25 protein-coding genes are annotated in these 22,035 nt (G+C 75.2%); 12 read left to right on the forward strand and 13 right to left on the reverse strand.

What is annotated here, in order from left to right:
* Positions 1-94: 94 nt before the first annotated feature.
* A complete protein-coding gene (locus ACI79D_RS12620) occupies positions 95-559 on the forward strand; it encodes a nuclear transport factor 2 family protein (RefSeq protein WP_456918761.1) in 465 nt (154 codons plus the stop codon).
* A gap of 25 nt (positions 560-584) precedes the next feature.
* On the opposite strand, the gene ACI79D_RS12625 is transcribed toward ACI79D_RS12620, so the two are convergent.
* The 6 genes from ACI79D_RS12625 to ACI79D_RS12650 form a co-directional block, all read right to left on the reverse strand.
* On the reverse strand, positions 585-1,346 hold the full coding sequence (locus tag ACI79D_RS12625) for a DUF6542 domain-containing protein (RefSeq protein ID WP_456918762.1): 762 nt from the start codon (positions 1,344-1,346) through the stop codon (positions 585-587).
* 229 nt (positions 1,347-1,575) lie between these two features.
* Complete coding sequence (locus ACI79D_RS12630) at positions 1,576-2,682, reverse strand: DNA recombination protein RmuC (protein WP_456918763.1); 1,107 nt, start codon at positions 2,680-2,682, stop codon at positions 1,576-1,578.
* Between the two features lie 58 nt (positions 2,683-2,740).
* Positions 2,741-3,289 carry a methylated-DNA--[protein]-cysteine S-methyltransferase gene (locus ACI79D_RS12635; RefSeq protein ID WP_456918764.1) on the reverse strand — a complete coding sequence of 183 codons (549 nt, stop codon included), beginning with the start codon at positions 3,287-3,289 and terminating at the stop codon, positions 2,741-2,743.
* Complete coding sequence (locus ACI79D_RS12640; protein ID WP_456918765.1) at positions 3,286-4,779, reverse strand: AlkA N-terminal domain-containing protein; 1,494 nt, start codon at positions 4,777-4,779, stop codon at positions 3,286-3,288. Before ACI79D_RS12640 ends, ACI79D_RS12635 begins: the two co-directional genes overlap by 4 nt.
* Before the next feature lie 61 nt (positions 4,780-4,840).
* Positions 4,841-5,143 (reverse strand): hypothetical protein, encoded by a 303-nt coding sequence (locus tag ACI79D_RS12645; protein ID WP_456918766.1) that lies wholly within the window; start codon positions 5,141-5,143, stop codon positions 4,841-4,843.
* A gap of 39 nt (positions 5,144-5,182) precedes the next feature.
* Positions 5,183-5,374 carry a hypothetical protein gene (locus tag ACI79D_RS12650; RefSeq protein ID WP_456918767.1) on the reverse strand — a complete coding sequence of 64 codons (192 nt, stop codon included), beginning with the start codon at positions 5,372-5,374 and terminating at the stop codon, positions 5,183-5,185.
* Between the two features lie 235 nt (positions 5,375-5,609).
* Between ACI79D_RS12650 and ychF the strand changes: the two genes are divergently transcribed.
* Together ychF and ACI79D_RS12660 are read left to right on the forward strand one after the other, a co-directional pair.
* Positions 5,610-6,683, forward strand: a complete 1,074-nt coding sequence (gene ychF, locus ACI79D_RS12655) for a redox-regulated ATPase YchF (RefSeq protein ID WP_456918768.1) — start codon at positions 5,610-5,612, stop codon at positions 6,681-6,683.
* 423 nt (positions 6,684-7,106) lie between these two features.
* Positions 7,107-7,310 carry a hypothetical protein gene (locus ACI79D_RS12660; RefSeq protein WP_456918769.1) on the forward strand — a complete coding sequence of 68 codons (204 nt, stop codon included), beginning with the start codon at positions 7,107-7,109 and terminating at the stop codon, positions 7,308-7,310.
* A gap of 41 nt (positions 7,311-7,351) precedes the next feature.
* Here ACI79D_RS12660 and ACI79D_RS12665 read toward each other — a convergent pair whose 3' ends face one another.
* The 3 genes from ACI79D_RS12665 to ACI79D_RS12675 all read right to left on the reverse strand — a co-directional run bounded on the left by ACI79D_RS12665 (position 7,352) and on the right by ACI79D_RS12675 (position 10,744).
* A complete protein-coding gene (locus ACI79D_RS12665) occupies positions 7,352-8,116 on the reverse strand; it encodes a hypothetical protein (protein WP_456918770.1) in 765 nt (254 codons plus the stop codon).
* A 160-nt stretch (positions 8,117-8,276) separates the two neighbouring features.
* On the reverse strand, positions 8,277-9,731 hold the full coding sequence (locus tag ACI79D_RS12670) for a hypothetical protein (RefSeq protein WP_456918771.1): 1,455 nt from the start codon (positions 9,729-9,731) through the stop codon (positions 8,277-8,279).
* A 185-nt stretch (positions 9,732-9,916) separates the two neighbouring features.
* Positions 9,917-10,744 (reverse strand): hypothetical protein, encoded by an 828-nt coding sequence (locus tag ACI79D_RS12675; protein WP_456918772.1) that lies wholly within the window; start codon positions 10,742-10,744, stop codon positions 9,917-9,919.
* A 147-nt stretch (positions 10,745-10,891) separates the two neighbouring features.
* On the opposite strand from ACI79D_RS12675, the gene ACI79D_RS12680 reads away from it, so the two are divergent.
* The gene (locus ACI79D_RS12680) at positions 10,892-11,689 is read left to right on the forward strand and encodes an SRPBCC family protein (protein WP_456918773.1); all 798 of its coding nucleotides are present in this window, start codon (positions 10,892-10,894) and stop codon (positions 11,687-11,689) included.
* A gap of 73 nt (positions 11,690-11,762) precedes the next feature.
* On the opposite strand, the gene ACI79D_RS12685 is transcribed toward ACI79D_RS12680, so the two are convergent.
* The gene (locus ACI79D_RS12685) at positions 11,763-12,257 is read right to left on the reverse strand and encodes a hypothetical protein (RefSeq protein WP_456918774.1); all 495 of its coding nucleotides are present in this window, start codon (positions 12,255-12,257) and stop codon (positions 11,763-11,765) included.
* Between the two features lie 216 nt (positions 12,258-12,473).
* A complete protein-coding gene (locus ACI79D_RS12690) occupies positions 12,474-12,695 on the reverse strand; it encodes a hypothetical protein (RefSeq protein ID WP_456918775.1) in 222 nt (73 codons plus the stop codon).
* A 405-nt stretch (positions 12,696-13,100) separates the two neighbouring features.
* Between ACI79D_RS12690 and ACI79D_RS12695 the strand changes: the two genes are divergently transcribed.
* The 5 genes from ACI79D_RS12695 (at position 13,101) to ACI79D_RS12715 (ending at position 16,181) form a co-directional block, all read left to right on the forward strand.
* Positions 13,101-13,271: a hypothetical protein gene (locus ACI79D_RS12695; protein ID WP_456918776.1), complete on the forward strand. Its 171-nt coding sequence runs from the start codon at positions 13,101-13,103 to the stop codon at positions 13,269-13,271.
* Positions 13,272-13,326: 55 nt separating this feature from the next.
* Positions 13,327-13,596 (forward strand): hypothetical protein, encoded by a 270-nt coding sequence (locus ACI79D_RS12700; RefSeq protein WP_456918777.1) that lies wholly within the window; start codon positions 13,327-13,329, stop codon positions 13,594-13,596.
* An 87-nt stretch (positions 13,597-13,683) separates the two neighbouring features.
* Positions 13,684-14,007, forward strand: coding sequence for a PspC domain-containing protein (locus tag ACI79D_RS12705; RefSeq protein WP_456918778.1), 324 nt, complete (start codon positions 13,684-13,686; stop codon positions 14,005-14,007).
* Between the two features lie 270 nt (positions 14,008-14,277).
* Positions 14,278-15,417, forward strand: a complete 1,140-nt coding sequence (locus ACI79D_RS12710; RefSeq protein ID WP_456918779.1) for a globin domain-containing protein — start codon at positions 14,278-14,280, stop codon at positions 15,415-15,417.
* A complete protein-coding gene (locus ACI79D_RS12715) occupies positions 15,414-16,181 on the forward strand; it encodes a DivIVA domain-containing protein (RefSeq protein ID WP_456918780.1) in 768 nt (255 codons plus the stop codon). Before ACI79D_RS12710 ends, ACI79D_RS12715 begins: the two co-directional genes overlap by 4 nt.
* A gap of 7 nt (positions 16,182-16,188) precedes the next feature.
* Here ACI79D_RS12715 and ACI79D_RS12720 read toward each other — a convergent pair whose 3' ends face one another.
* The gene (locus ACI79D_RS12720) at positions 16,189-17,799 is read right to left on the reverse strand and encodes a M48 family metalloprotease (RefSeq protein ID WP_456918781.1); all 1,611 of its coding nucleotides are present in this window, start codon (positions 17,797-17,799) and stop codon (positions 16,189-16,191) included.
* Between the two features lie 211 nt (positions 17,800-18,010).
* Here ACI79D_RS12720 and ACI79D_RS12725 point away from each other — a divergent pair, with 211 nt between their 5' ends.
* Complete coding sequence (locus ACI79D_RS12725) at positions 18,011-18,766, forward strand: hypothetical protein (RefSeq protein ID WP_456918782.1); 756 nt, start codon at positions 18,011-18,013, stop codon at positions 18,764-18,766.
* Between the two features lie 7 nt (positions 18,767-18,773).
* On the opposite strand, the gene ACI79D_RS12730 is transcribed toward ACI79D_RS12725, so the two are convergent.
* Positions 18,774-20,039 (reverse strand): multidrug effflux MFS transporter, encoded by a 1,266-nt coding sequence (locus tag ACI79D_RS12730; RefSeq protein ID WP_456918783.1) that lies wholly within the window; start codon positions 20,037-20,039, stop codon positions 18,774-18,776.
* A 169-nt stretch (positions 20,040-20,208) separates the two neighbouring features.
* Here ACI79D_RS12730 and ACI79D_RS12735 point away from each other — a divergent pair, with 169 nt between their 5' ends.
* Both ACI79D_RS12735 and ACI79D_RS12740 read left to right on the forward strand, forming a co-directional pair.
* Positions 20,209-20,829 carry a hypothetical protein gene (locus ACI79D_RS12735; protein WP_456918784.1) on the forward strand — a complete coding sequence of 207 codons (621 nt, stop codon included), beginning with the start codon at positions 20,209-20,211 and terminating at the stop codon, positions 20,827-20,829.
* Between the two features lie 121 nt (positions 20,830-20,950).
* Positions 20,951-21,949: an ABC transporter substrate-binding protein gene (locus ACI79D_RS12740; protein WP_456918785.1), complete on the forward strand. Its 999-nt coding sequence runs from the start codon at positions 20,951-20,953 to the stop codon at positions 21,947-21,949.
* Positions 21,950-22,035 lie beyond the last annotated feature (86 nt).

Here is a 22,035-nt window from a genome sequence, read left to right on the forward strand (position 1 = left end):
AGCGGGCCTGACCAGGGTCGGAGGTCCCTGGTCGGCGAGAGTGGGCTGACGCAAGGCTCGCGTGCGTGCGTCGGCCCGCCCGGAGGTGCCCGTCATGAGCAGCAGCCCGACCACCCAGTCCACCGAGACGACCGGGCCCGGAAACGCCGCCACGGTCGCCGGGATCTACGCCGCCTTCGGCCGCGGCGACGTCCCCGCGATCCTTGCGGCGCTGGCCGAGGACGTCCGCTGGGAGGAGTGGGCGGACAACACCGCGCAGCGGGCCGGGGTCGAGCACCTGACGCCCCGGCAGGGACCGGCGGAGGTCGCGGGCTTCTTCGAGCTGGTCGGCACCTGGACGCTGCTGCGCTTCGAGGTGCTCGACATCGTCGGCGACGGTCGTCAGGTCGTCGCGGAGATCAGCGGGTCGTTCGAGCTGCCGAACGGAGCGCGCCTCGACGACGAGGAACTGCACCTGTGGACCTTCGACGACACCGGCCGGGTGGCCCGCTTCCGGCACTACGCCGACACGGCCAAGCACATCGCCGTGAGCCGCGGCGGGGCGACGCCGGGGGAGTGACCCGGGCCCCTGCAGGGGCCCTTCGTCAGCGGCGGGCGGCCCAGCGGATGAGCGCGACCACGAGGCCGGCCCCGGTGCCGACGGCCATCGCCGGGAAGCCACGGATCAGCAGCGTGGCCACGCCGGCGAGGGTGAACGTGCCGAACAGCGCGGTCGTGATCGACGCGGCGAGCACGTAGAGCAGCGGCGGGGCCACCACCACCGACACCAGGTCGCGGCGGCGCACCGTCAGGGCGGCGCCCGCGGTGGCGCCGGCCAGTGCCACCAGGGTGATCAGCCCGAGCCCCGCGCCCAGCACGGACTCGAGGCAGGCCGCTGCCAGCGTGACCAGGAAGACGGCGAGGACCGCCACGGCGCCGCGCAGGCGGCCGCTCTCCGGCTGCCGGGCCTCCCGGCCGGCCGCGCGGGCCTCGGCCGGCCGGGCGCTGCCGCGCCGCGCCTCGACGTCCTCGCGCTCGGCGGGACGGCGGGTGCGCTCGACGGGCCGGCGCTCGTGCCGGCCGTGCTCGGACGCGCGGACGGCGGAGCTCCGGGCAGCCATGGGGGGCTCCTCGTCGGACGGGCCGCGGCTGATCCGGGCGAGGTGCTCGGGCAGCGGCGGGATGTCGGTGGAGCGCACCGGCCGGGCGGCACCGCCCCGCGCCGGGAGCGGGGGCAGCGGCGGGACCGGGGGCCGGGGGACGCGCGCGACGTGCTCGTCGCCCTCGGGCCGGCCGGCCCGGGCAGGGGCGCGCCGCTCGGCGCGGACCCCGGACTCCCGCCAGGTGTCGGCCGTGCTCGCCGCCATGGCGCACCTCCCGTCCCTCGTGCTGGACCCCCGTGGAGGGGGCCGCTGTCTCGGGCAACGGTAACGACGGTGGAAGGCCGGAGCGGGGAGGACGCAGCGACGGAGTGCTGTGCAGAAGTGCCAATGTCGACCACCGCCCGTGAGGACACCCCGTGTCTCCGGGTGCCTCTGTGACGAAACGGTACTGCGGCGACGGCTGATGTGGGTCGAGTTGCGAAAAGCTGACGAGTCAACCTGTGGTGCCGTCGCGGTCGCCGGTCACCTCGGCCGCGCACTCGCCGGGCAGCGGCAGCTCGGGGGGCGGCGGCAGCTCGGTCGGGCGCAGGGTGCGGACCGTCGCCTCCATCGGCGCGGGGCTCGGCACCGGCGTCTCGGCCACGCCGAGGTCGTCGAAGCGGCGGGCGGCCACCAGCACCGAGCTCTCGTAGGAGCCGACCGCGTCGTTGAACCGGGTCACCGTCGAGCTCAGTGCCGAGCCCAGCCGGGTGAGGTGGCCCGACAGGGTGCCCAGCCGGGCGTGCAGGCGGCGGCCGACCTCCAGCACCTGGTCGGCGTCCCGGGCCAGCCGCTCCTGCCGCCAGGAGTAGGCCACCGTGCGCAGCAGCGCCAGCAGGGTGCTCGGCGTGGCCAGGACCACGTCCCGGGCGAAGCCGTACTCCAGCAGGCCGGGCTCGGCCTCCAGCGCGGTGGTGAGGAACCCGTCGGAGGGGACGAACAGCACGGTGAACGGGGCCGCGGGACGGAACGCGGTCGGGTAGCGGCGGGCGGCGAGCGCGTCGACGTGGGCGCGCAGCTGGCGGGCGTGGGCGGCGATCCGCTCCGCGCGGACCGCGACGTCCTCGGCCTGGACCGCCTCGATGTAGCCGGTGAACGGCACCTTCGCGTCGACGACCACCTGCCGGCCGTCGGCCAGCGTCACCACCAGGTCGGGCCGCACGCCCGCGCCGGCGTCGTTGGTGCTGCTGGGCTGCTCGACGAAGTCGCAGTGCTCGAGCAGCCCGGCCACCTCCACGACCCGGCGCAGCTGCACCTCGCCCCAGCGGCCCCGCACGTGCGGGGTGCGCAGTGCGGTGACCAGCGCCGCGGTCTCCTGACGCAGCTGCGTCGAGACCTGCCCGACGGTGCCCATCTGCTCGCGGAGCTCCCCGTGCGCCGTGGCCCGGGCCCGCTCGATGCCGGCCAGCAGCCGGTGCAGGTGGTCCAGCGACTCGTGCACCGGCTCCAGGCCGTCGTCGGCCGGGCGTCGCCGGGAGACCAGCGCGACGACGCCCAGCGCGACGGCGGCGCCGAGCAGCGCGCCGACGAGGAGTCCGATGAGCAGGGAGGCGGCGTCCACGGGGAACGAGGGTGCAGGACGCGTCCGACAGTTCCGTGGAGGCCGGGCGGACGGCGGCTCAGACCACCAGGGTCAGGTCGGGCCGGGCGACCGACGCCGCCTCGTGGTCGAGGAGCCAGCGCTTGACCGGCGTCCCCCAGCGGAAGCCGCCCAGCCCCCCGTCGGAGCCCAGGACGCGGTGGCAGGGCACGAACAGGGCGGCGGCGTTGCGCGCGCAGGCGTTGGCCGCGGCGCGCACCGCGGAGGGACGGCCGCAGCGCGCGGCGAACTCGGTGTAGGTGTCCGGCTCGCCCGGCGGCACGGTACGCAGCACCTCCCACGCGTCCTCGAGGAACGGGCCGGACCGCTGCCGCACGGGCACGTCGTCGATCGCGCGGACGTCACCGGCGACGAACGCGTCCACGGCGTCCAGGACGGGCAGCCGGTCGGCCCGCTCCACCCAGGTCGGGCGCAGCGCGCGGTGCACCAGCGGGAGCAGGTCGGAGGCGTCGTCGGTCCAGCCGGCGGCGAGCACGGTGTCGGGGCGGTGCGGGTCGGAGGTCACGACCACGGTGAAGGGCCCGGGAGGTGTCTCCACGGTGGCGTACCGGGCGGATGGAGGAGTCATGAGGCGCTCCGATCGGGAAGAGACGGTGGGCGGCGTCGGAAGAGGTCGGGGACGGCCACTGCCCACAGGTGCATGACCGCGTACGAACGCCACGGGCGCCAGCGGGTGGCGGCATCGGTGTCGGAGCTGCCCAGCTGTCCCAGCGAGCGCCGCAACGCCAAGTCACCGGGCAACCACACGTCGGGGTCGGCGAGGCCGCGCATCGCGACGAGCGCCGCCGTCCACGGGCCGATGCCGGGGACGGCGCGCAGCCCGGCGACGGCCTCCTCGCGGTCGGCTCCGGCGTCCAGCGCGACGGCACCGCGGTCCAGGGCGCCGGCCAGTGCGGCGACCGTGCGGCACCGCGCCCCGGTCAGCCCGACCGTGGTGAGGTCGGCTGCGGCGAGCGCGGCCGCCCGGGGGAAGGCGTGGGTGAGCGTGCCGACCGGCTCGGGCAGCGGGGTGCCGGCCGCGGTCAGCAGCCGGGCGGTGAGCGTGCGGGCGCCGGCCACGGACACCTGCTGACCGAGCACCGCCCGGACGGCGAGCTCGGCGGCGTCGGGCGAGGCGGGCACCCGCCGGCCGGGTGCGGCGGCGACCAGCGCCGCGAGGGCCGGGTCGGCGGACAGCACGTCGTCGACCGCGGCCGGGTCGGCGTCCAGGTCGAGCATCCGGCGGCAGCGGGCGACGGCGACCCCGAGGTCGCGCAGCGCCGTGAGCCGCAGCCGCGCGGTCACCGCGGGGCCGCCGCCGGCCGCGGGGGAGAGCCGGACGACGGCCGGGCCGTGCGGCAGGTCGAGCACGCGGGAGAACGTCGTGCCGTCCCACTCCTCGAGCCCCGGGACGGCGTGCGCGCCGAGGAACAGCAGCACCTCCGCGGCGTCGTAGGGGGCCCGGGCGGCCAGCCGCAGGGTCAGCTCGCCGGGCGCCGCCCCGTTCCGACCCGGCGCGCCGCGGCGCAGCTCGGTGGGGGTGGTGGCGAAGACCTCGCGGACGGTGTCGTTGAACTGGCGGATGCTGGCGAAGCCCGCGGCGAAGGCGACGTCGGCGATCGGCAGGTCGGTGGTCTCGATGAGCAGCCGTGCGGTCTGGGCGCGCTGGGCGCGGGCGAGGGCGAGCGGCCCCACGCCGAGCTCGCCGACCAGCAGCCGGTGCAGCTGGCGGTCGGAGTAGCCGAGCCGGGCGGCCAGGCCCGGGACGCCGGAGCGCTCGACCTCGCCGTCGGCGATGAGCCGCATGGCGCGGGCGACGACGTCGGCGCGCACGTCCCACTCCGGTGACCCGGGCACCGCGTCGGGGCGGCACCGGCGGCAGGCGCGGTAGCCGGCGCCCTGGGCGGCGGCCGCCGTGGTGAAGAAGCGGACGTTGCGGGCCAGCGGCGTGCGGGCCGGGCACGACGGGCGGCAGTAGATGCCGGTGGTCGCGACGGCGGTGAAGAACCAGCCGTCGAAGCGGGCGTCCCGGCTGGCGACCGCGCGGTAGCAGCGCTCGGGGTCCAGCGGCGGTGTCATACAGCGAGCATGGCACCGCGGGGCGTCGACGACTGGCGGTTTTCGGACGCCGCCGTGCGGGCTAGTGGAGCCGTCCGTCGTCCCCCACGACGCGCAGGTGCGGGCCGGTGGCGACGTCGGCGCGGGAGTCCTCGACCGACGGCAGGCCGGCCGCCCGGCGGACCCGGTTCTCGGGGACGTCGATCGCGCGGGCCAGGGCCGCTGCGAGCCGCTCGCTGACCATCCCGGAGTGCCGGCCGGAGGCGATGCGGGCGATGGTCTGCGGCGCGATGGCCCAGCTCGAGCGCCGGGAGGCCTCCTCGACCGTCCCGCCCAGCTCCGCCAGGCGCCTCCGGACGAGCTGCTGGAGCGCGTTGTCGGCCACCTGGGCAGGCTAGGACGGCGGCGCGTCGTCGGCAGCGCGTCAGCGCGTGGCCCGCCCCCGGCGTCTCCACCGCGCGGAGAGGCCGAGAGCGAGCGCGACGAGCACCAGGCCGGCGCCGCCGACGAGCGTCAGCGGCCGGGTCTCCGGGAGGAAGACCGCGTGGAGGAGCTTGGCCGTGCCGCCGATCGCCAGGACGCACGCCGCCGGCGCCGCCCACATCACTCGCTGCACGTCGCGTCCTCCCGACCGCCGCCCGCAGGCCCCCCGACCTGTGGTGCGGGTCACGGACCGTAGCGGTGTGCCCCCGTCGTGACCAGCGGTCGTGTTCCGTTGTCCGCCGCGCGGGTGATGTGCGGGGGTGGCGCACTCCGGGCAGGCGGTGCGCCGCAGGTGCACACCGCCGCGTCCGTCCCGCGGGTCGTCGGCCCCGGCCGAGCGCGGGAGCGGGGCCGTACCCTGGACTCCCGTGAGTCTCACCATCGGCATCGTCGGGCTGCCCAACGTCGGCAAGTCGACGCTGTTCAACGCGTTGACCAAGAACGACGTCCTGGCGGCGAACTACCCGTTCGCCACCATCGAGCCCAACGTCGGTGTGGTCGGCGTCCCGGACCCCCGCCTGGACGAGCTCGCGGAGGTCTTCTCCTCGCAGAAGGTCATCCCGGCGACGGTGTCGTTCGTGGACATCGCCGGCATCGTGCGCGGCGCCAGCGAGGGGCAGGGGCTGGGCAACAAGTTCCTGGCGAACATCCGCGAGAGCGACGCGATCTGCCAGGTGATCCGGGTGTTCAGCGATCCGGACGTCGTCCACGTGGAAGGCAAGGTCAGCCCGGCCGACGACATCGAGACGATCAACACCGAGCTCGTCCTCGCCGACATGCAGACGCTGGAGAAGGCGATCCCGCGGCTGGAGAAGGAGGCGAAGAAGGACAAGGAGCGCGCCGCGCTGCTCGACGCCGCCCGCGCCGCGCAGGCCGTGCTCGACGAGGGGAAGACCCTCTTCGCCGCCGGCGTCGACCCCGAGCCGCTGCGCGAGCTGACCCTGCTGACGACCAAGCCGTTCCTCTACGTGTTCAACGTGGACGAGGAGGAGCTGGCCAACGAGGAGCTGATCTCCTCGCTGCGGGCCATGGTCGCGCCGGCCGAGGCGATCCTCATGGACGCCAAGATCGAGGCCGAGCTCGCCGAGCTGCCCGAGGACGAGGCAGCCGAGCTGCTCGCCGGCATCGGCCAGGAGGAGCCCGGCCTGCACCAGCTGGCCCGGGTCGGCTTCGCCACCCTCGGCCTGCAGACCTACCTGACCGCCGGCCCCAAGGAGGCCCGCGCCTGGACCATCCCGGTCGGCGCGACCGCCCCGCAGGCCGCCGGCGTCATCCACACCGACTTCCAGCGCGGCTTCATCAAGGCCGAGATCGTGTCGTTCGACCAGCTGGTCGAGGCCGGTTCCCTGCAGGAGGCGCGGTCCCGTGGCTGGGTCCGCATGGAGGGCAAGGACTACGTCATGCAGGACGGCGACGTCGTGGAGTTCCGCTTCAACGTCTGATCGTGGCCTGTTCTCCCAGCTGCCTGCTCCGGTGGCACGGTGAGGGCGCACCACGCCTCATCGACAGCTCCCAGGGTGCGCTCCTCCGCGTCCGGCACGAGGTGGCCGCACGTCGGGGGGACCACCGTCGCGGTCTCCGGCCCTGTAGAACCTCCGCTCACCGGACCTGGCTGGTCCCGATGGGTCCCGGCTCCCGGGGGCGCGGACGGGGGCGGTGCGCCGTGCCCGCCGCCGGCCCCCTCGTGTCCCGCCCTGACCACGAGCCACGGCCACACCGGCCGGTCGCCGTACCTGTTCCGACCGTTGTCCGGTGGGTCGACGCTCTCGCAGTGCGGGCGTCGCCGGCGATCCCGTCAGGACCGCTGGCCGACGCACCCAGGTGGTCCTCCCTACCCGCACCGAAGTGAGAGCGAGGAGGCAGCCGTGTCCGAGCACCCCGACGTCGCCCACCTGCGGGACGGGGACGCGGCCTTTGCGAACGGCGACTTCACCGCCCTCGACGACCTGTTCGGGGAGCACGTGCGCTGGCACGAGCCCTGGCGGACCCGGACGTCATGGACGAGGCCTTCGCCTGACGCCACCGCGCTGTGCGGTGGACCGGTCTCGCAGGCCACGTCGGACCAGTGATCCTCTCGCCGGACCTCGCCAGGAACGGCTGACGTGCCGGCTCAGGCTCCGGGACCGTCTTGCCGGACCTCGCGTTCGGCGACGTCGTCGACGGCAACCGGCACCGGTGCAGCGGGCCCGAAGACCCTCGCGGCGGCTGTGATCGTGCCCTTCAGGACGTGTTGCAGGTAGTTCGCGGCGGCCATGGGACCCAGGCCGAAGGGCAACAGCCCGGCCAGGAGCGGCGGTCCGACCGCCAACGCCCATGCCCGGAGGATCTCCGACTGCGAGGCGGCGACCTCCTGCCGCTGCTCCGCCGTCAGGGCTGCCAGAGCGTCGTACGAAGCGGCCTCCCCCAACAGCGACGCGTGGGGTCCCAGGATGGCGTCGGGACGGATCCTGCCGGTCTTGTCGAGCTTGACCGCCCCCTCCGTGAGGACCAGGAGGACGGCGATGCGGGTCAGTTCAGGGTCGGCCAGGTCCCTGTCGTGGAGCAGCCCGACCTTGATCGCCGCACTCACCGCCTCCTTCAGGACCTCCCTCAAGGCGACGGGGAGCGCGGCAGCCGAGATCGCCGTGCCGTAACCCGGGAGGATCGAGGGCAGGGAGTAGGAGACCGCCCGCGCCGCCCTGATCCGGTTTCCGCGCGTCACCTGGTTGACGAGGTCCCTCGGCGCGACGAGCGGCTTGCTCGCACGCGCCTTGTCGACGACCTTCTGGGCTTCCTCGAGGGACGGTTCGAGAGTCCGGTTGATCACCGCCATGGCACGCTCGACCGTCGACTCGATGTCGAACTCCGGCTTCGGGAAGCTGAAACCGCCAGTCATGTGTGGGTCTCCTGTCCGTCGGCGGTCCACGCCGGCACGGCCACGAGGGCAACTGAGACGTCCTCGCCGATCCGACGCGCGGCGCCGGCGAGCACACCCCTCGACCGCACGGTGTGGATGGCGGTCGGGACCCGCGACGGCCGGTACGGCTACACCGTGGTCACGGCTGTCCGGTGGGGTCGTCGCCCGACTTGGCGGGTGGGATCAGCGGGTCCGGCAGGGGAGCGTCCGTTCCGCGGGGGGCGCCCGCGCCGGACGCCGGTGGGGGTGGCGTCACGACGACGTCGACCTCCTCGACGATGACCGCGTCGATGGCGACCGTGTCAGCATCGGGCTCCCGGCGGCCGGACGCACGACCGGACAGTCTGTCGATGCTGCCCTGCAGTGGGGCCGGAGCGGCGGTCCTGGCCTTCTCGAGGACCTGCTGGACCTCCGGTCGCTCCACCACTCCGGCTGCGGCCCGCCTGATCTGCTCGTACCGGGCTTGTCCGGCGCGAGCGCCCAGCACGTAGCCGAGACCGAAGCCGAGCCCCAACGACAACCTGCCCATGCCTCTTCGCCAGCCCTTCTCCAGTCGTTCACCCGCCTCGGTCACCACCTCGGGCACCGCCTCGGCTGCCGCGCCCACCGTGAGCACGGCACGCAGACCCGTCCCCCCGGCCCGGACGGCGCCCGCGGCCACACGCGGGACGGCTGCCACGACCGCCCGGGTCGCTGCATCGGTGACCTGCAGGGCCGAGTCCGTTCCGGCACGGGCGGCACGCCAGACCGCCTGTCCGGCCGTGGCCAGCTGCGGTGCCACCCGCGCCGTGGCCACGTCGGTGCAGGTCCTCGCCGCCGTCGACGCCGCGCGGCCCCACCCTGTGGCATCCACGGCCACTCGGTGGACCGACCGGGCACCTGCGGACGCTGCACGCTGTGCCAGGCGGCTCGAGGCTCCCATCACCGGCCCGGCCGCCGCTGCGACCTGCACGGCTCGAGCGCGGGCGGCGCGCGTGCCGGCGAGAGGACGGCGCGTGGCCGACCTCGGCGGGGGAGCCGCGCGTCGGAACAGCCACTGCGACCCGAGGGTCGGCGCCCGGCGCAGGCGGACCGCCGCGACGACGGCTGCCGCCACGCCCGCGAGCACGACCACGGCAGCCGCCACCCAGCGACCGCGCCGCGGGGCGCCGCGCTGGGCGGACGGACCGACGACCGCGTCCGGTACGGCCTCCGTCGGTTCGGCCGCCACCGACTCCGCCTCGGTCGGCTCGACCCCGGTCGGCTCTGCCTCCGCGGGCAGGACACTGTCCGAGATGGCGGTCGAGTACTCGATCCCGTAGTGGCGGTAGAGCGATGCCTCCTGGGCCTGGGACAGCTGACGCGTGGGACCGAACCGTGGGGCGCCGTCGACGTCGGCCCGGGCGACCGTGACCTGCACCCGGCCACCGCTCTCGGTCGCGTCGAGAAGCGGGACCACCACGGTGACCTCGTCGCGTTCGGCGTACATCCACTCCGGCAACCCGGTGGCCTCGTCAGCCAACAGGGCGGCGCACACCCCGATCTCGGCGCCGCTCGGGTCGACCACCGTCCGGCCGATCCAGTCCATCGTCGCGTCCCGATCGGGCAGTGTCATCGTTGCTCCCTGGTCTGAGCCGCCGGGCGCCCGGGTCGCCGCGTCGACGTCCGTTGCCCGCAGCTACCCGGTACCTGGCGCGTCGATTCGCGCTGTCGGCCGGACACCGGGACCAGCCCGGCCGCTCAGGCGCCGGCGGGCCACGGACGCCCCGCCGCGACCACGGCCCCCGTCCCACTCGTGGGCTACCCCGGGAAGGGGAGCGGGGTCAGCAGCGAGTCCCACGGCGCGGGCCCGGCCGGCCGCCTGCCCCCGTGGCCGGGAAGCGCCCGCGACCCGGTCGACGCCCGGCGCGCCACCCGTCGGGCCGTCTCCTGCCGCTCGGCGGCACGCAGCGCGTGCAGTTCCCGGGCCTCGTCGGTGCCCGGCGCGGCGAGGCCGTCCGCGGTCAGCCGGCAGGCGCCCAGCCGTACCCAGCGGGTCCGGTCGTCGACGTCCCGGACGCCGACCGACAGCCCCGCACCCTGGCGCCGGACCGCGAGGGACACCCCACGGACCGCGGCCTCGGTGGCGCAGGCGGCCTCGGCGGCGGGCCCGAAGAGCCAGGTGACGTGCCGCACCGCGGCGCGGGAGCGGTCGTCGCGCGCCCGCCAGGCGGTGTCCGACAGCGGCGAGAGCTGCACCTCGATCGCGTGGCTCAGCTCCTGCACGACGACGTGCAGGTCCGCGACGCCGTCGGGGCCGGGCACGCGCGTGACCCGCGGGCCGTGGCCCTGTCCGGCCAGCCACGCGGTCAGGCCGTGCTGGTACCGCAGGTGCTCGTAGGCACGACCGGCGCCGGACTCCCGGTGGGTGAAGGCGCACGGCGCCTCCCCGACGTGGCGGAAGGACGGCCGGCCGTCGGTCACCGAGACGACGAGGCGCGAGCCGCACCCGCCGGCCTCCCGCGCACACCAGAACCCGCCGCCGTAGTGCCGCTCCAGCCGCCGCGCCTCGGCGGGGCTCCCGGGCAGCTCGACCGCGTGCGTGCCCACCGGCCCGTCGGTCACCGCCCACACGAGTTCGCCCGCCACTCCGCCCTCCTCAGCCTCCGGGGCGGACGGTAGGCGGAGGGTCCGACAGGACCGGTGCACCGCGGCCGCGGGCTTCACCCGTCCGGAGTGCGGGTAACGCCGTGGCTCGTTGTCCGAGCGGTGTCCTGCGACGAGGGAGGACCAGGCATGAGCACTCAGGTGGAGAAGTCGATCCAGGTCGACGTGCCCGTCAGCACGGCCTACAACCAGTGGACCCAGTTCGAGGACTTCCCCCACTTCATGGGTGGGGTCAAGGAGGTGCGCCAGCTCGACGACCGTCGTCTGCACTGGGTCGCCGAGATCGCGGGCGTCAGGCGTGAGTGGGAGGCGTCCATCCTCGAGCAGGTGCCCGACCAGAAGATCGCCTGGGCGGCCACCAGCGGCGCGACCAACGCCGGGGCCGTCCGGTTCCAGCCGGCAGGCGCGGGATCGACGATCGTGTACCTGTCCCTGGACTACGAGCCCGAGGGCCTGGTGGAGCAGGTCGGCGACAAGCTCGGCATCGTCGAACGGCAGGTCCGGTCGGACCTCGAGCGGTTCAAGGCGCTCGTCGAGAGCGAGGGCTACGAAAGCGGCGCCTGGCGGGGCGCGATCAACGAGCACATCGACGTCGGGACCCCCACGGCCGACACCGCCTTCGCCTCCCACGGCGACAGCGGCAAAGCCGGGGTGTCGGGCAAGGCCGTCGCGGCCGGTGCAGCGGCCGTGGCCGGTGCCGCGGTGGCGGGTGTGGCAGCGGCCACCTCGACGAGCGGTCAGCAGGCCGAGCAGGAGGAGCAGGAGGTCACCGTCGTCCGGCAGCCACCCGCGGGGGTGATCAGGGACGACGTGCTGATCGAGGAGTCGAACCCGGAGGGCTACACCGCTCCGCCGTCCACGGAGGGCGTCGAGCAGGGGACGCGCCCGACCGGGGACGACCCGATGATCGGGGGTGGCAACCGCTGACCCCTGCGGCCGGCGGGGGGACCGGGAGTGGGCGCGTCTCCCCAGCCGGACGGAGCGCGGGGTCCGACAGAACTCAGCGCGGGCGACCCGGACGGCGCGGCCAGTCGACCACCCACGTCTCGCCCGGTGCGAGGCGGGCCCACCGGTGCGACGCCTCCCGCAGTGCCCCGGCGGCGGCGTCCAGGCGTTCCCGCGGGAACGCCGCGGCGGCCAGCTCGCCGGGGACCACCTCCCCGCCGGAGGCGAGCCGGCCGACCAGGTCGGCCAGCCCCTCCGCGTGCTGGATCCGCGCCGCCCGCTCGCGCTTGAGCCGCTCGGATCGCTCGGCGGCGTGCGGGGGACGGCGCCCGGAGACGTGCCGCATGCTCCGCCAGACGACGCCGTCGGCCACGCAGCCCCAGATCCCGTCCCGCACCTGCAGCGCGGCCTCGACCACCGCGTGCACCAGGTCGTGCGGCAGGTCGGCGCCGCCGCCCGCGCCGCGCATCGCGAACACGACCCCGTCGTCCCGCTCGACCAGCGTCTCCACCGGACGGCGGTCGGCCATCCGCCGGAACGTCATCCGCACGACCGCAGTGTCGGCCGCGGGTCAACGCGGTTTCGGCGACGAGCGTCGGTGGGGGAGCGGCCGCACCGCCGTCGGCGGGGGGACGCGGATCGGCTCGCGCGGGGAGGAGACGTGCCGGGAGCGGAGGGCGCAGCGGGCCTGCGGCGGTGCCGTGTGCCGGCGCGGGTTCGGGGCCTGCGCCGGCACGCACCGCCGTGCGCCCGGAGGCTGTCGAGGTCAGGCGCGGGGCAGCCCCACCAGGACGCCGTCCCGGTCACGGACCGCGTCCAGCGGATCGGGGTCCACGTGTCGCGCGGTCCGCCACTCGCCGGGGGCCCACGCGCGCACCAGGAGGCCGTCCTCCTCCAGGGCGACCAGCGCGCCGCCCTCGGTGACCAGCACCTCCGCCTCCACCCGCTCGTCGTCGCCGATCGCGACCTGCACCGCCCACACCGGCATGCAATGCTCCCCCGGGCTCGGGGTGCCCCTGATCGGCACCCGACACCCAGAACCCAACCCGCCTCCGGGGACGAGCGTCAACACCGATCGGGCGCGTCGTGGTCTCCCGGGCGCGTCGTCGCGGTCCGTTCGCGGTACCGGATCGCGCGACACGTGCGGCGCCGTCCTGCGGTGGCAGGGTCCCCGCATGGACTAGGCAGGCGCGCGGGCGGCGCTGCAGCACTACATCGACTCGACCGCGGCCGGGGAGGGCGAGGTCGCGCACCGGATCCACGCGAGGACGCCGTCCTGGAGTTCCCGCAGTCGGGGGAGCGGTTCGACGGCGTCGCGAACTCCCTGGCGTGGCGGGCGGAGTACCCGTCGCAGGTCGACTTCGAGATCCGGCGCGTGCGCGGGGAGGGCGACGTGTGGGTCGTCGAACTGCGGCTCCGCTACGACGGTGGGCCCTGGGAGAACGGCGTCGACATCCTCGAGTTCCGCGGCGACCGGGTGGTCCGCGAGACGGCCTGCGCCATGGACCCCTGGGCGGCACCCGAGTGGCGGGCCCGGTGGCGGGCGGCACCGCCGGCCGGCTGAGGTCGGCCCGCCGTCGCGCCGACCGGGAGCGCCCGCGATCGGGCACGCTCCGGCCATGAACGAGACCGCGCAGGTCGCGCTGACGGTCGTCTGCTACGCCGTGGCGGCCCTCGCCCAGCTGACCGCCCTCGCCCTCCTCGCCCGGGAGGGACGGCGCAGCAGCAGCGTCCTGCGCCGCTGGCAGGAGGCCGACCCGCGGCAGCGCGCGGAGCTCCCCGGCCTCGTCGGCGACCTGCTCGGCAGCTCGTTCGACCGCGGGGCCGCCGTCGTCCTGCTGGTCATCGGCGTGGTGACCGGCGCACTCGGCCACTTCCTCAGCCTCTGACCGGGGGCCTCCCCGAGTGGCGGAACCGGGGTCGGATCCGGGCCTTCCCCGATGGAACGGGACGGCCGGCGCCGACAGGCTCGTGTCATGACATCGACACCGTCCGTCCCCGCCGCCCCGACCCCGCACCCCACCCGCCCGCAGCTGCGCCGCAGCACCACCGACCGGATGGCCGGCGGGGTCTGCGGCGGCCTCGCCGACTACTCCGGCGTCGACCCCGTCCTGTGGCGGGTCGGCTTCGTCGGCCTCACCCTCGCCGGCGGTGCGGGCGTCGTCCTCTACCTGCTGCTGTGGGTGCTCGTGCCCGCCGGCCCCTCCCGCCCGGACGAGGCGCTGAGCCCGATCGAGCAGCTCGTCCGCCGGCTGCACGCCGCGATCAACGGCTCCCGGGCGAGGACGCCGCACAGCTGAGCGACCCCGCAGATCGCGGGCCGGCCCGCCGCTCGCTACGGTTGCCAACAGCCACAGTCCAGTGACCGCTCGTAGAGCAGCGAGCGAGGCTGGACCGTGCACCGGGGGAGGGCCGCCGTCGCGCCCCGCGCAGGCGGCACCTCCCGCGGTACCCGGACCGGCACGGGGGGAACGGAGGTGCTGATGTCCATCCACGCACGGCCCGCAGGGGCCCGGACCCGCGAGGCCCGCTGAGACCCCCGGGTCGCAGCAGCCGCACGAGGACCGCGCATGGACATCCCCGCGATGCGGGCCTGCTTCGCCAAGGCCGCCGCGGCCGGCGACGAGGCCCCGCTGTACTTCTACTCCCACCTGTTCCTGAGCCATCCCGAGACCCGCAAGCTGTTCCCCGTCTCGATGGCCCACCAGCGCGACCGGCTCTTCAGCGCGCTGGGCGACGTCGTGGCCTACGTCGACGACCTCGACCGGCTGGTGCCGATCCTGCAGGCGCTGGGCCGCGACCACCGCAAGTTCGGCACGGTCGCCGCCCACTACCCGGCGGTGGGCGCCAGCCTGCTGGCCACCCTCAAGCACTTCGACCCCGGCTGGAACCCCGCACTCGAGCAGGACTGGACGGCGGCCTACCAGCTGGTCGCGAAGGTGATGATCGACGCCGCCGAGGAGGCCGCGGACTCACCGCCGTGGTGGGACGCCGAGGTCGTCACCCACGAGCGCCGCACCATCGACACCGCGGTGATGTGGCTGCGGCCGCAGCCCGAGTTCCCGTTCGAGGCCGGCCAGTCGGTCTCCGTGGAGAGCGACGTCCGCCCCAAGCTGTGGCGCTACTACTCGCCGGCCAGCGCCCCGCGTCCCGACGGCCTGCTGGAGATCCACGTGCGGGCCTACGACGGCGGCCCGGTGAGCACCGCGCTCGTGCGCCGCGTCGGGCCGGGGGACGTGCTGCACCTCGGGCCGCCGATCGGGCACATCCACTACGACGCCGAGTCCGACCGCGACCTGCTGCTGGTCGCCGGCGGCACCGGGCTCGCGCCGCTGAAGGCGCTGGTCGACCACGTCGCGCGCTACGGGCCGCCCCGGCGGGTCGACCTGTTCGTCGGCTCCCGCACCGAGGACCGCATCTACGATCGGGCGGACCTCGAGCGGCTCGCCGCCGAGCACCCGTGGTTGACCGTGACCTTCGCCGTCTCCGGCGACGACCTGTCCGACCTGGAGCAGGGCGACGTCGGTGAGGTCGTCGCCCGGCACGGCCCCTGGACGAGCCGGGACGTCTACGTCGCCGGGCCGGCGCCGATGGTCGAGGACACGACCACGCGGCTGGTCAAGGACGGCGTCCGGCCCGAGCGCATCCGCAGCGAGGTGTTCGCACCGAGCAGACTGGGCCCCAGTCTCGACGGAGAGGTGACCGAATGACCACCGAGCAGTCCGCACCGGGGCACCGGGAGCGCCGGCTGAGCCCGGGCGACGTCCGCGCCGTGGACTTCGCCCGCGGCACCATGCTGCGTCCCGGGTACAACGACGTCGAGGTCGACCGGTTCCTCGACCGGGTGGCCGAGGAGCTGGCCGCCCTGCACGCCGAGAAGGCGGAGCTGCGCGACGAGCTCAACGCCCTGCGCGAGCAGGCGGCCGACGTCCAGGAGGTGGCGCCGCCGAGCGAGCAGGCCGTGCGCATCCTCGCCACCGCGCAGCAGACCGCCGACAGCTACGTCGCGGAGGCGGAGGACTTCAGCCGGCAGATGACCGCCGACGCCCGCGCGCAGTACGAGGAGGCGCTGCGCCGGGCCCGGGAGAACGCCGGGCAGATCATCCAGGCGGCGCAGGAGGCCGCGGCGCGGATGGTCGGCGGCAGCGGGCAGCCGGTCCCGGCCGAGGCCGGGGAGCGGGCGACCACCCAGGACCTCGAGGACCAGGTCGCCTACCTCAAGGCCTTCGCGCAGGCCTGCCGGGTGCAGCTGCGGGCCTACCTGGAGGCCCTGCTCGTCGACGTCGAGACCGAGTGGGGCAAGGCCGACCCGGCGTCGCTCCAGCAGCTGCCGGCGCGCGGCCCGGGGGCGCGGACGGAGACCCCGGCGATCTCGCGGAACGTCGCCCGTGAGGTGCCGCTTGACGACAGCACCAGCGAGCACCGGCAGGTCAGCGGGGGCGAGGGGGGCGGGGTCGTCAGCCGGCGCACCTGAGCGCGCCTCAGGCGGCGAGGGCGAGCACCAGCCAGGCGCCGCCGCCCACGACCGCGAGGACGACGGAGAGCACGTACGCGGCCACCCAGCCGAACCCGCGGACCGGGCGCCCCTCCGCGGGCACGAGGCGCCGCAGCTCGAGGACCGGCGCGGGGTTGCGGCGGTACCAGCCGCTGACGGTGACGTCCTGGTCGAGCAGGTCCGGTGCCCGCAGCAGGCCGAACAGGCTGCGGGCGAAGGGCCACGGCTGCTGGTAGAGCACCGGGACGAAGCCGGAGTCGTCCTGGACGACGAGGTCGGGGGAGAAGACGTAGCCCGGGGTGCCGCGCCCGATGACGCGTCCCCGCACCTCGACGGGCAGCCCGCTCACCGGGCCGGCGTCGAGGCGGGGGAGCAGCCCGGCCACCCGCGGCACCGGCACGGCCGCGCGCAGCGGACGCTGCAGCGACGTCCGCAGGAACAGCGTGACCCCGAGCACCGTCGCGGCCTGCGCGAGCAGCAGGTACGCGTCCTGCGACCACGCCACCAGGCCCATGACGAGCGCGGCCACCGGCGCGTACCGCACCAGCAGCTCGGGGAGGAACCGCCGGCGGGCCCGGGCGAGGTCGGGTCCCTCGCACGACGACTCGACCTCCCGCGCGCTCCACTTCCGCGGCGCCCCGGGCAGGCCGCTGTCCTCCAGGGCCGCGATCCGCCGGACGACGAGCGGGTGCGTGGAGAACAGCTGGCTGAACCGCGCCCAGGGGTTGCAGGTGTCCCAGCGGTTGCAGGTGTCCCAGCGCAGCGCGCCGACCACCTCCCGCGCCTCCAGGCCCCGCTCGGCCGCGGCCAGCACGGTCGCTCCCTGTCGCTGGTCGGCGATGCCGAGGACCCCGGCCGCCCGCATCCGGTGCGCGTGCCGCTCCTCCTTGGCGGCGGCCCGCTGGGCGTCCTCGTCCTTGCCCTCGCGGGCCGCGGCGGCGCGGGCGGCCCGCTCGGCGTCCACCTGGCCCATGCCGTAGCCCACCGTGACCAGGGCGCTGCACAGGGCGTCGCCGTGCCCGGTCACCCGGCAGCTGTGGTGGTCGGCGGCCAGCTCCCGCGCCCGGCTCAGGGCGAGGACCACGAGCTGGGAGAGCAGGAAGCCGGCGTAGGCCACGATCGCCGGCACGACCGTGCTCTGGTTGCGGCTGTCCCGCAGCGCGAGGAAGGCGTAGTAGAGGACGAGCGGCACGGTCCCGGCGATCGCCATGACCAGGACGTCGTTCTGCCGGACGTGCCCGACCTCGTGGCTGACCACCGCGTCGAGTTCCCGCTCGTCGAGCCGCTCGAGCAACCCGCGGGTCACGTAGATCCGGGCGTTGCCCCGGGTGTGCCCGAAGGTGAACGCGTTGGGCGTGCCGTCGTCCACGACGCCGAGGCGCACCGGGGCCACCCCGGCCTCGCGGCAGCGGTGCGCGACGATGCCGGCGAGCCGCTCCGCGGAGGGCGCGCGACCGGTGTCGTAGCCGTCGCCGCGCCGGGGCAGCTCCGTGGCCGGGACGAGCCACGCGACGAGGTAGGGCGACAGCGCCCACTGCGCGGTCACCACGACGACCGCCAGCAGGAACGGCAGCCACACCGGGGCGCCCCACGCCACCAGCAGGGCACCGGCCGCGGCGAGCAGCGCCGTCAGCAGTCCGAGCGAGAGCGCCGAGCGGCCAGCACGTAGCCGGTCACGACGCCTCCGGGTCCTGGGAGCCGGGCCAGGAGACCACCGCCCCAGGACCCCGGCGAGGCGACGTCACCCGATCGGGCGAACGCCCACGTCACGGAGCGCGACGGCCGGAGGCATCCGCCAGTGTCGGAACATGATCGCCTCGATGCGCTCCCGCCGCCGCAGCCTGCCGGTCGTGCTCGCCGGACTGGGGGTGCTGACGGCCGTCTCCGCCTGCGCCGAGCGCGGCGGCGAGGCCGCGGCCCCGTCCTCGAGTGCCGGCCCGGCCGCCACCAGCCCGGCGGCCGAGGAGGCCGAGCTGAGCACCGAGGACGAGCTGGCCGCCGGGCTGCTACCGCCCGAGGCGTTCGGGCCGGACGCCCAGGTCCTCACCGTCGACGTCCGCCAGCTGGCCTCCTCGGGGACCGGCGGGCTGCCGCCCGGCGGGTCGATCACCCCGCCGGAGTGCGGGCAGAGTGTCGGGTCCACCCAGCTCACCCCGGAGGACTTCGGGGTCATGGTGGCGCAGACCGCCACCTCCTCCGCCGCGGTGACCGCCCAGGTGCTGGCCGAGAGCGAGCAGGTCGACGGCGAGGCGGCGCAGTTCGGCGAGCTGCTCGAGCAGTGCCCGGAGGTGACGGTGGCGGCACCCGACGGCTCGACGGCCACCGTCACGTTCAGCGACTTCGAGGTCCCAGCCCTCGGGGACGCCAGCGACGGGATCGCGTTCACCACCGCCGTGCAGGGGGCGGACGGCACCAGCATCACCGTGCCCTCGCTGATGGCCGTGGCCATCGACGGGCAGCGGGCGCTGTTCCTTCAGCAGACCGGCACGAACTCCGCGCCGCTGGACGAGGCCGCCTTCACCGGGCTGTTCGAGGACGCCTTCGCGGCCCAGCAGCAGGCCTGACCCTCGGTCAGCCGACGGGGGCGCCCTCGGGCTCGGCCAGCCGCCACGGCCGGACGACGGTCACCAGGACGGCGATCGCCACGAGGAGGGCCCCGACCACGACGGTGCCCATCGCGGCGGCGTCGTTGCCGAGCACGCCGACCAGCGGGGCCACCGAGGCGCCGACACCGAACTGGACGGCGCCCAGCAGCGCCGCCGCCGCGCCGGCCGACTCCCCGTGCCGGGTGAGCGCGAGGGCGGGCGCGTTCGGCAGTGCGAGGCCGCCGGCGAACAGGACCGCCCACAGCGGCACCACGACCCCGGTCAGCCCGCCGGTGTCGGTGAGCGCGAGCACGAGCAGCACCGCGCCGGCGACCGCGCCGGTCAGGATCCCCGCGACGAGAACCTGGGCGGAGCTCCAGCGGCGCAGCACGAGGGGGTTGAGCTGGGTGGCGGCGATCAGCCAGAACGCGCCGGCCCCGAACAGCAGCCCGAACTGCTGCTCGTCGAGCCCGAACTGGCGCTGGAAGACGAACGACGAGCCGGAGACGTAGCTGAACAGGCCGGCCATGGTCAGGCCCGCGACGAGGACCAGCCCCACGTAGGTGCGGTCGCGCAGCAGCCCGCGGTAGGTGCGCAGCGTCCCGGCGAGGCCCGCGCTGGACCGGCGCTCCACCGGCAGCGTCTCGCGCAGCGCCAGCGCCCCCACGGCGAGCAGCAGCAGGCCGTAGACGGCGAGCAGCACGAAGATCCCCCGCCAGGAGGTGAAGCGCAGCACCTCGCCGCCGATCGTCGGGGCCAGCACGGGTGCTGCGCCCAGGACCAGGAAGAGCCGCGACAGCATGGTCGCCGCCGGGCGCCCGGTGTAGAGGTCGCGGACGACGGCCATCGCGATCACCGCGCCGGCGGCGCTGCCCACGCCCTGCAGCACGCGCAGCACCCCGAGGACGGCGATGTTCGGCGCGACCAGCACCAGCAGCGAGGCCACCACGTACAGCGCCGTCCCGGCCAGCAGCGGCCGCTTGCGTCCCAGGGCGTCCGACACCGGCCCGAGCACCAGCTGGCCGAGCGCGAGCCCGACGAGGGTGCCGGTCAGTGTCAGCTGGATCGTCGCCGACGTCGTCCGCAGGTCGGCGGTGATCGTCGGCAGGGCCGGCAGGTACATGTCGATGGTGAGCGGGCCCACCGCGACGAAGGCGCCGAGGACCAGGGCCAGCAGCCCGCGGCCCATGGGCGGGGTCGCGGGGGCGAGGGTGGCCGGGGTCTCGCGGGTGGGGTCCTGGGTGGCGGTCACGGGGGTCCTTCGTCTCGGACGGCGTCGACACGGCCCTCGTCGGCCACGTACGACGTCGACAAGTCGGCCGGCCCGCCGCGCATTCCGCCCGTCCGCGCGTCGCCCTCGCCGTCCAGCGGTGGGCCAGGATGGGCGTCCCTCCGCCCGGCCGACCCCAGGAGTGCCCGTCGTGACCGCTGCCCCAGGATCCCCGTTGCCGGCGCCGATGGCGGTGCCGGCGTTCGTCGTCAAGCAGCAGGTGACGCTGGTGGTCAACCGCTACGAGGTCATCGCGGCCGACCCGGACGGCACCGAGACCCGCACGCTGGCCTTCGCCGAGCAGAAGCGCATGAAGCTCAAGGAGGAGGTCGTCTTCTACGCCGACGCGAACAGGAGCCGCCGGGTCTTCTCGTTCAAGGCGCGCCAGCGGCTCGACGTCCGCGCCGAGCACGACGTGTTCGACGAGCACGGCACCCCCCTCGGCACGTTCCGCAAGCGGTTCGGGGCCAGCCTGCTGCGCTCCACGTGGGAGCTCACCGCGCCGGGGATCACCGCCGTCGGCCGGGAGCGTCGCCCGCTCATCGCGATCCTGCGCCGGATCTGGGAGCTGATCCCGTACGTCGGCGAGGTGTGGATCCCGTTCGTCTTCCACTTCGACTTCGTCGACGCCACGACCGGGGCGACGGTGCTGGTCAGCGAGCGGCAGAAGAGCATCCGGGACCGCTACCTGGTGACGGTGCCCGACCCGCGGCTGGACTTCCGCGTGGCGGCGTCCCTGGCCGTGGCGCTGGACGCGCTGCAGAGCCGCTGACGCCCACCGGCGCGGGCGGTTGACCGTGTGATGGCCATCACCTAAGTTCCGATCGCTCGGGCGTCCGGGAAGCGCACTCGCGTTCGGATGCCGCACACGTTCCCGCACCGCAGGAGGACCGTTGCGCACATCGACCAGGACCCGTGCCGCCTCCCTCACCGCCGCGCTGGCGTTGCTGCTCAGCGCGTGCGGCAGGGACGACCCGGCAGCCGACGGCGGCGGCGGGCAGGCCGACGGCGAGGTGCAGACCGTCCAGGTGGGCATCATCCCGGTGAGCGACGTCGCGATCCTGCACCTCGGCCAGGAGCAGGGCTTCTTCGCCGACCGCGGCATCCGCCTGGAGTTCAACCTCGGCCAGGGCGGCGCCGCACTGGTGCCCGCCGTCGTGACCGGCGAGTACGCCTTCGGCTTCAGCGGGATCGTCTCGATCCTGCAGGCCCGCGAGCAGGGCCTCCCGGTCACCGCGATCGCGCCCACGTCGTGGAGCAACGGCCAGCAGGGACAGCACATCAACGCGCTCATGGCCAGCGACCCGGCCGTCCAGGACGCCGGCGACCTCGAGGGGAGGACGGTCGCCCTCAACATCCTCAACAGCCAGGTCGAGACACTCGCCCGCAACTCGATCGAGGTCGCGGGCGGCAACCCCGACAACGTCAACTTCGTCGAGATGTCGCTGCCCGACGCCGTCACCGCGCTGGGCAGCGGCCAGATCCAGTCCTTCGTGTGCGGCGAGCCGTTCTGCACCCTCGCCCAGGACGCCGGCGCCCGGGTCATCGCCGACGACTGGCTCGACCTGGTGCCCGACGGCATCGGCCTCTCCGGCGTCTACTTCTCCACGACCGACCAGATCGAGGCCGACCCCCAGCTGTTCGAGGGCATCCGGGCCGGCATCCTCGAGTCGCTGGACTACGCCCGCGAGCACCCCGACGAGTGGCGCGCGCAGATCCCCGAGTACACCGAGATCGACCCCTCGCTGGTGGCGCGGCTGACGATGCCGCTGTTCAAGTCCGACCTCACCGAGGAGGAGTTCCGGGCGGCGCCGGAGAAGGCCGCCGAGTACGGGATCCTGGACGGCGAGGTGCCCTCGATCGAGGAGTTCTTCTGGCAGCCGGAGAGCTGACTCCTTGACGATTGCAGTTCCCGTGCCGATCGGGGTGCCGGTCGGCACGGGAACTGCCTAGATTGCGTCGCAGCGGGGACGGTCGC

This window comes from Geodermatophilus sp. SYSU D00708, from assembly GCF_054050115.1.

Coding starts and splice junctions, on each gene's coding strand:
- ACI79D_RS12620 (WP_456918761.1), top strand. CDS start 95: ATGAGCAGCAGCCCGACCACCCAGTCCACCGAGACGACCGGGCCCGGA.
- ACI79D_RS12640 (WP_456918765.1), bottom strand. CDS start 4,779: ATGACACCGCCGCTGGACCCCGAGCGCTGCTACCGCGCGGTCGCCAGC.
- ACI79D_RS12625 (WP_456918762.1), bottom strand. CDS start 1,346: ATGGCGGCGAGCACGGCCGACACCTGGCGGGAGTCCGGGGTCCGCGCC.
- ACI79D_RS12665 (WP_456918770.1), bottom strand. CDS start 8,116: ATGACTGGCGGTTTCAGCTTCCCGAAGCCGGAGTTCGACATCGAGTCG.
- ACI79D_RS12690 (WP_456918775.1), bottom strand. CDS start 12,695: ATGCCGGTGTGGGCGGTGCAGGTCGCGATCGGCGACGACGAGCGGGTG.
- ACI79D_RS12670 (WP_456918771.1), bottom strand. CDS start 9,731: ATGACACTGCCCGATCGGGACGCGACGATGGACTGGATCGGCCGGACG.
- ACI79D_RS12635 (WP_456918764.1), bottom strand. CDS start 3,289: ATGACTCCTCCATCCGCCCGGTACGCCACCGTGGAGACACCTCCCGGG.
- ACI79D_RS12680 (WP_456918773.1), top strand. CDS start 10,892: ATGAGCACTCAGGTGGAGAAGTCGATCCAGGTCGACGTGCCCGTCAGC.
- ACI79D_RS12710 (WP_456918779.1), top strand. CDS start 14,278: ATGGACATCCCCGCGATGCGGGCCTGCTTCGCCAAGGCCGCCGCGGCC.
- ACI79D_RS12725 (WP_456918782.1), top strand. CDS start 18,011: ATGATCGCCTCGATGCGCTCCCGCCGCCGCAGCCTGCCGGTCGTGCTC.
- ACI79D_RS12715 (WP_456918780.1), top strand. CDS start 15,414: ATGACCACCGAGCAGTCCGCACCGGGGCACCGGGAGCGCCGGCTGAGC.
- ACI79D_RS12705 (WP_456918778.1), top strand. CDS start 13,684: ATGACATCGACACCGTCCGTCCCCGCCGCCCCGACCCCGCACCCCACC.
- ACI79D_RS12700 (WP_456918777.1), top strand. CDS start 13,327: ATGAACGAGACCGCGCAGGTCGCGCTGACGGTCGTCTGCTACGCCGTG.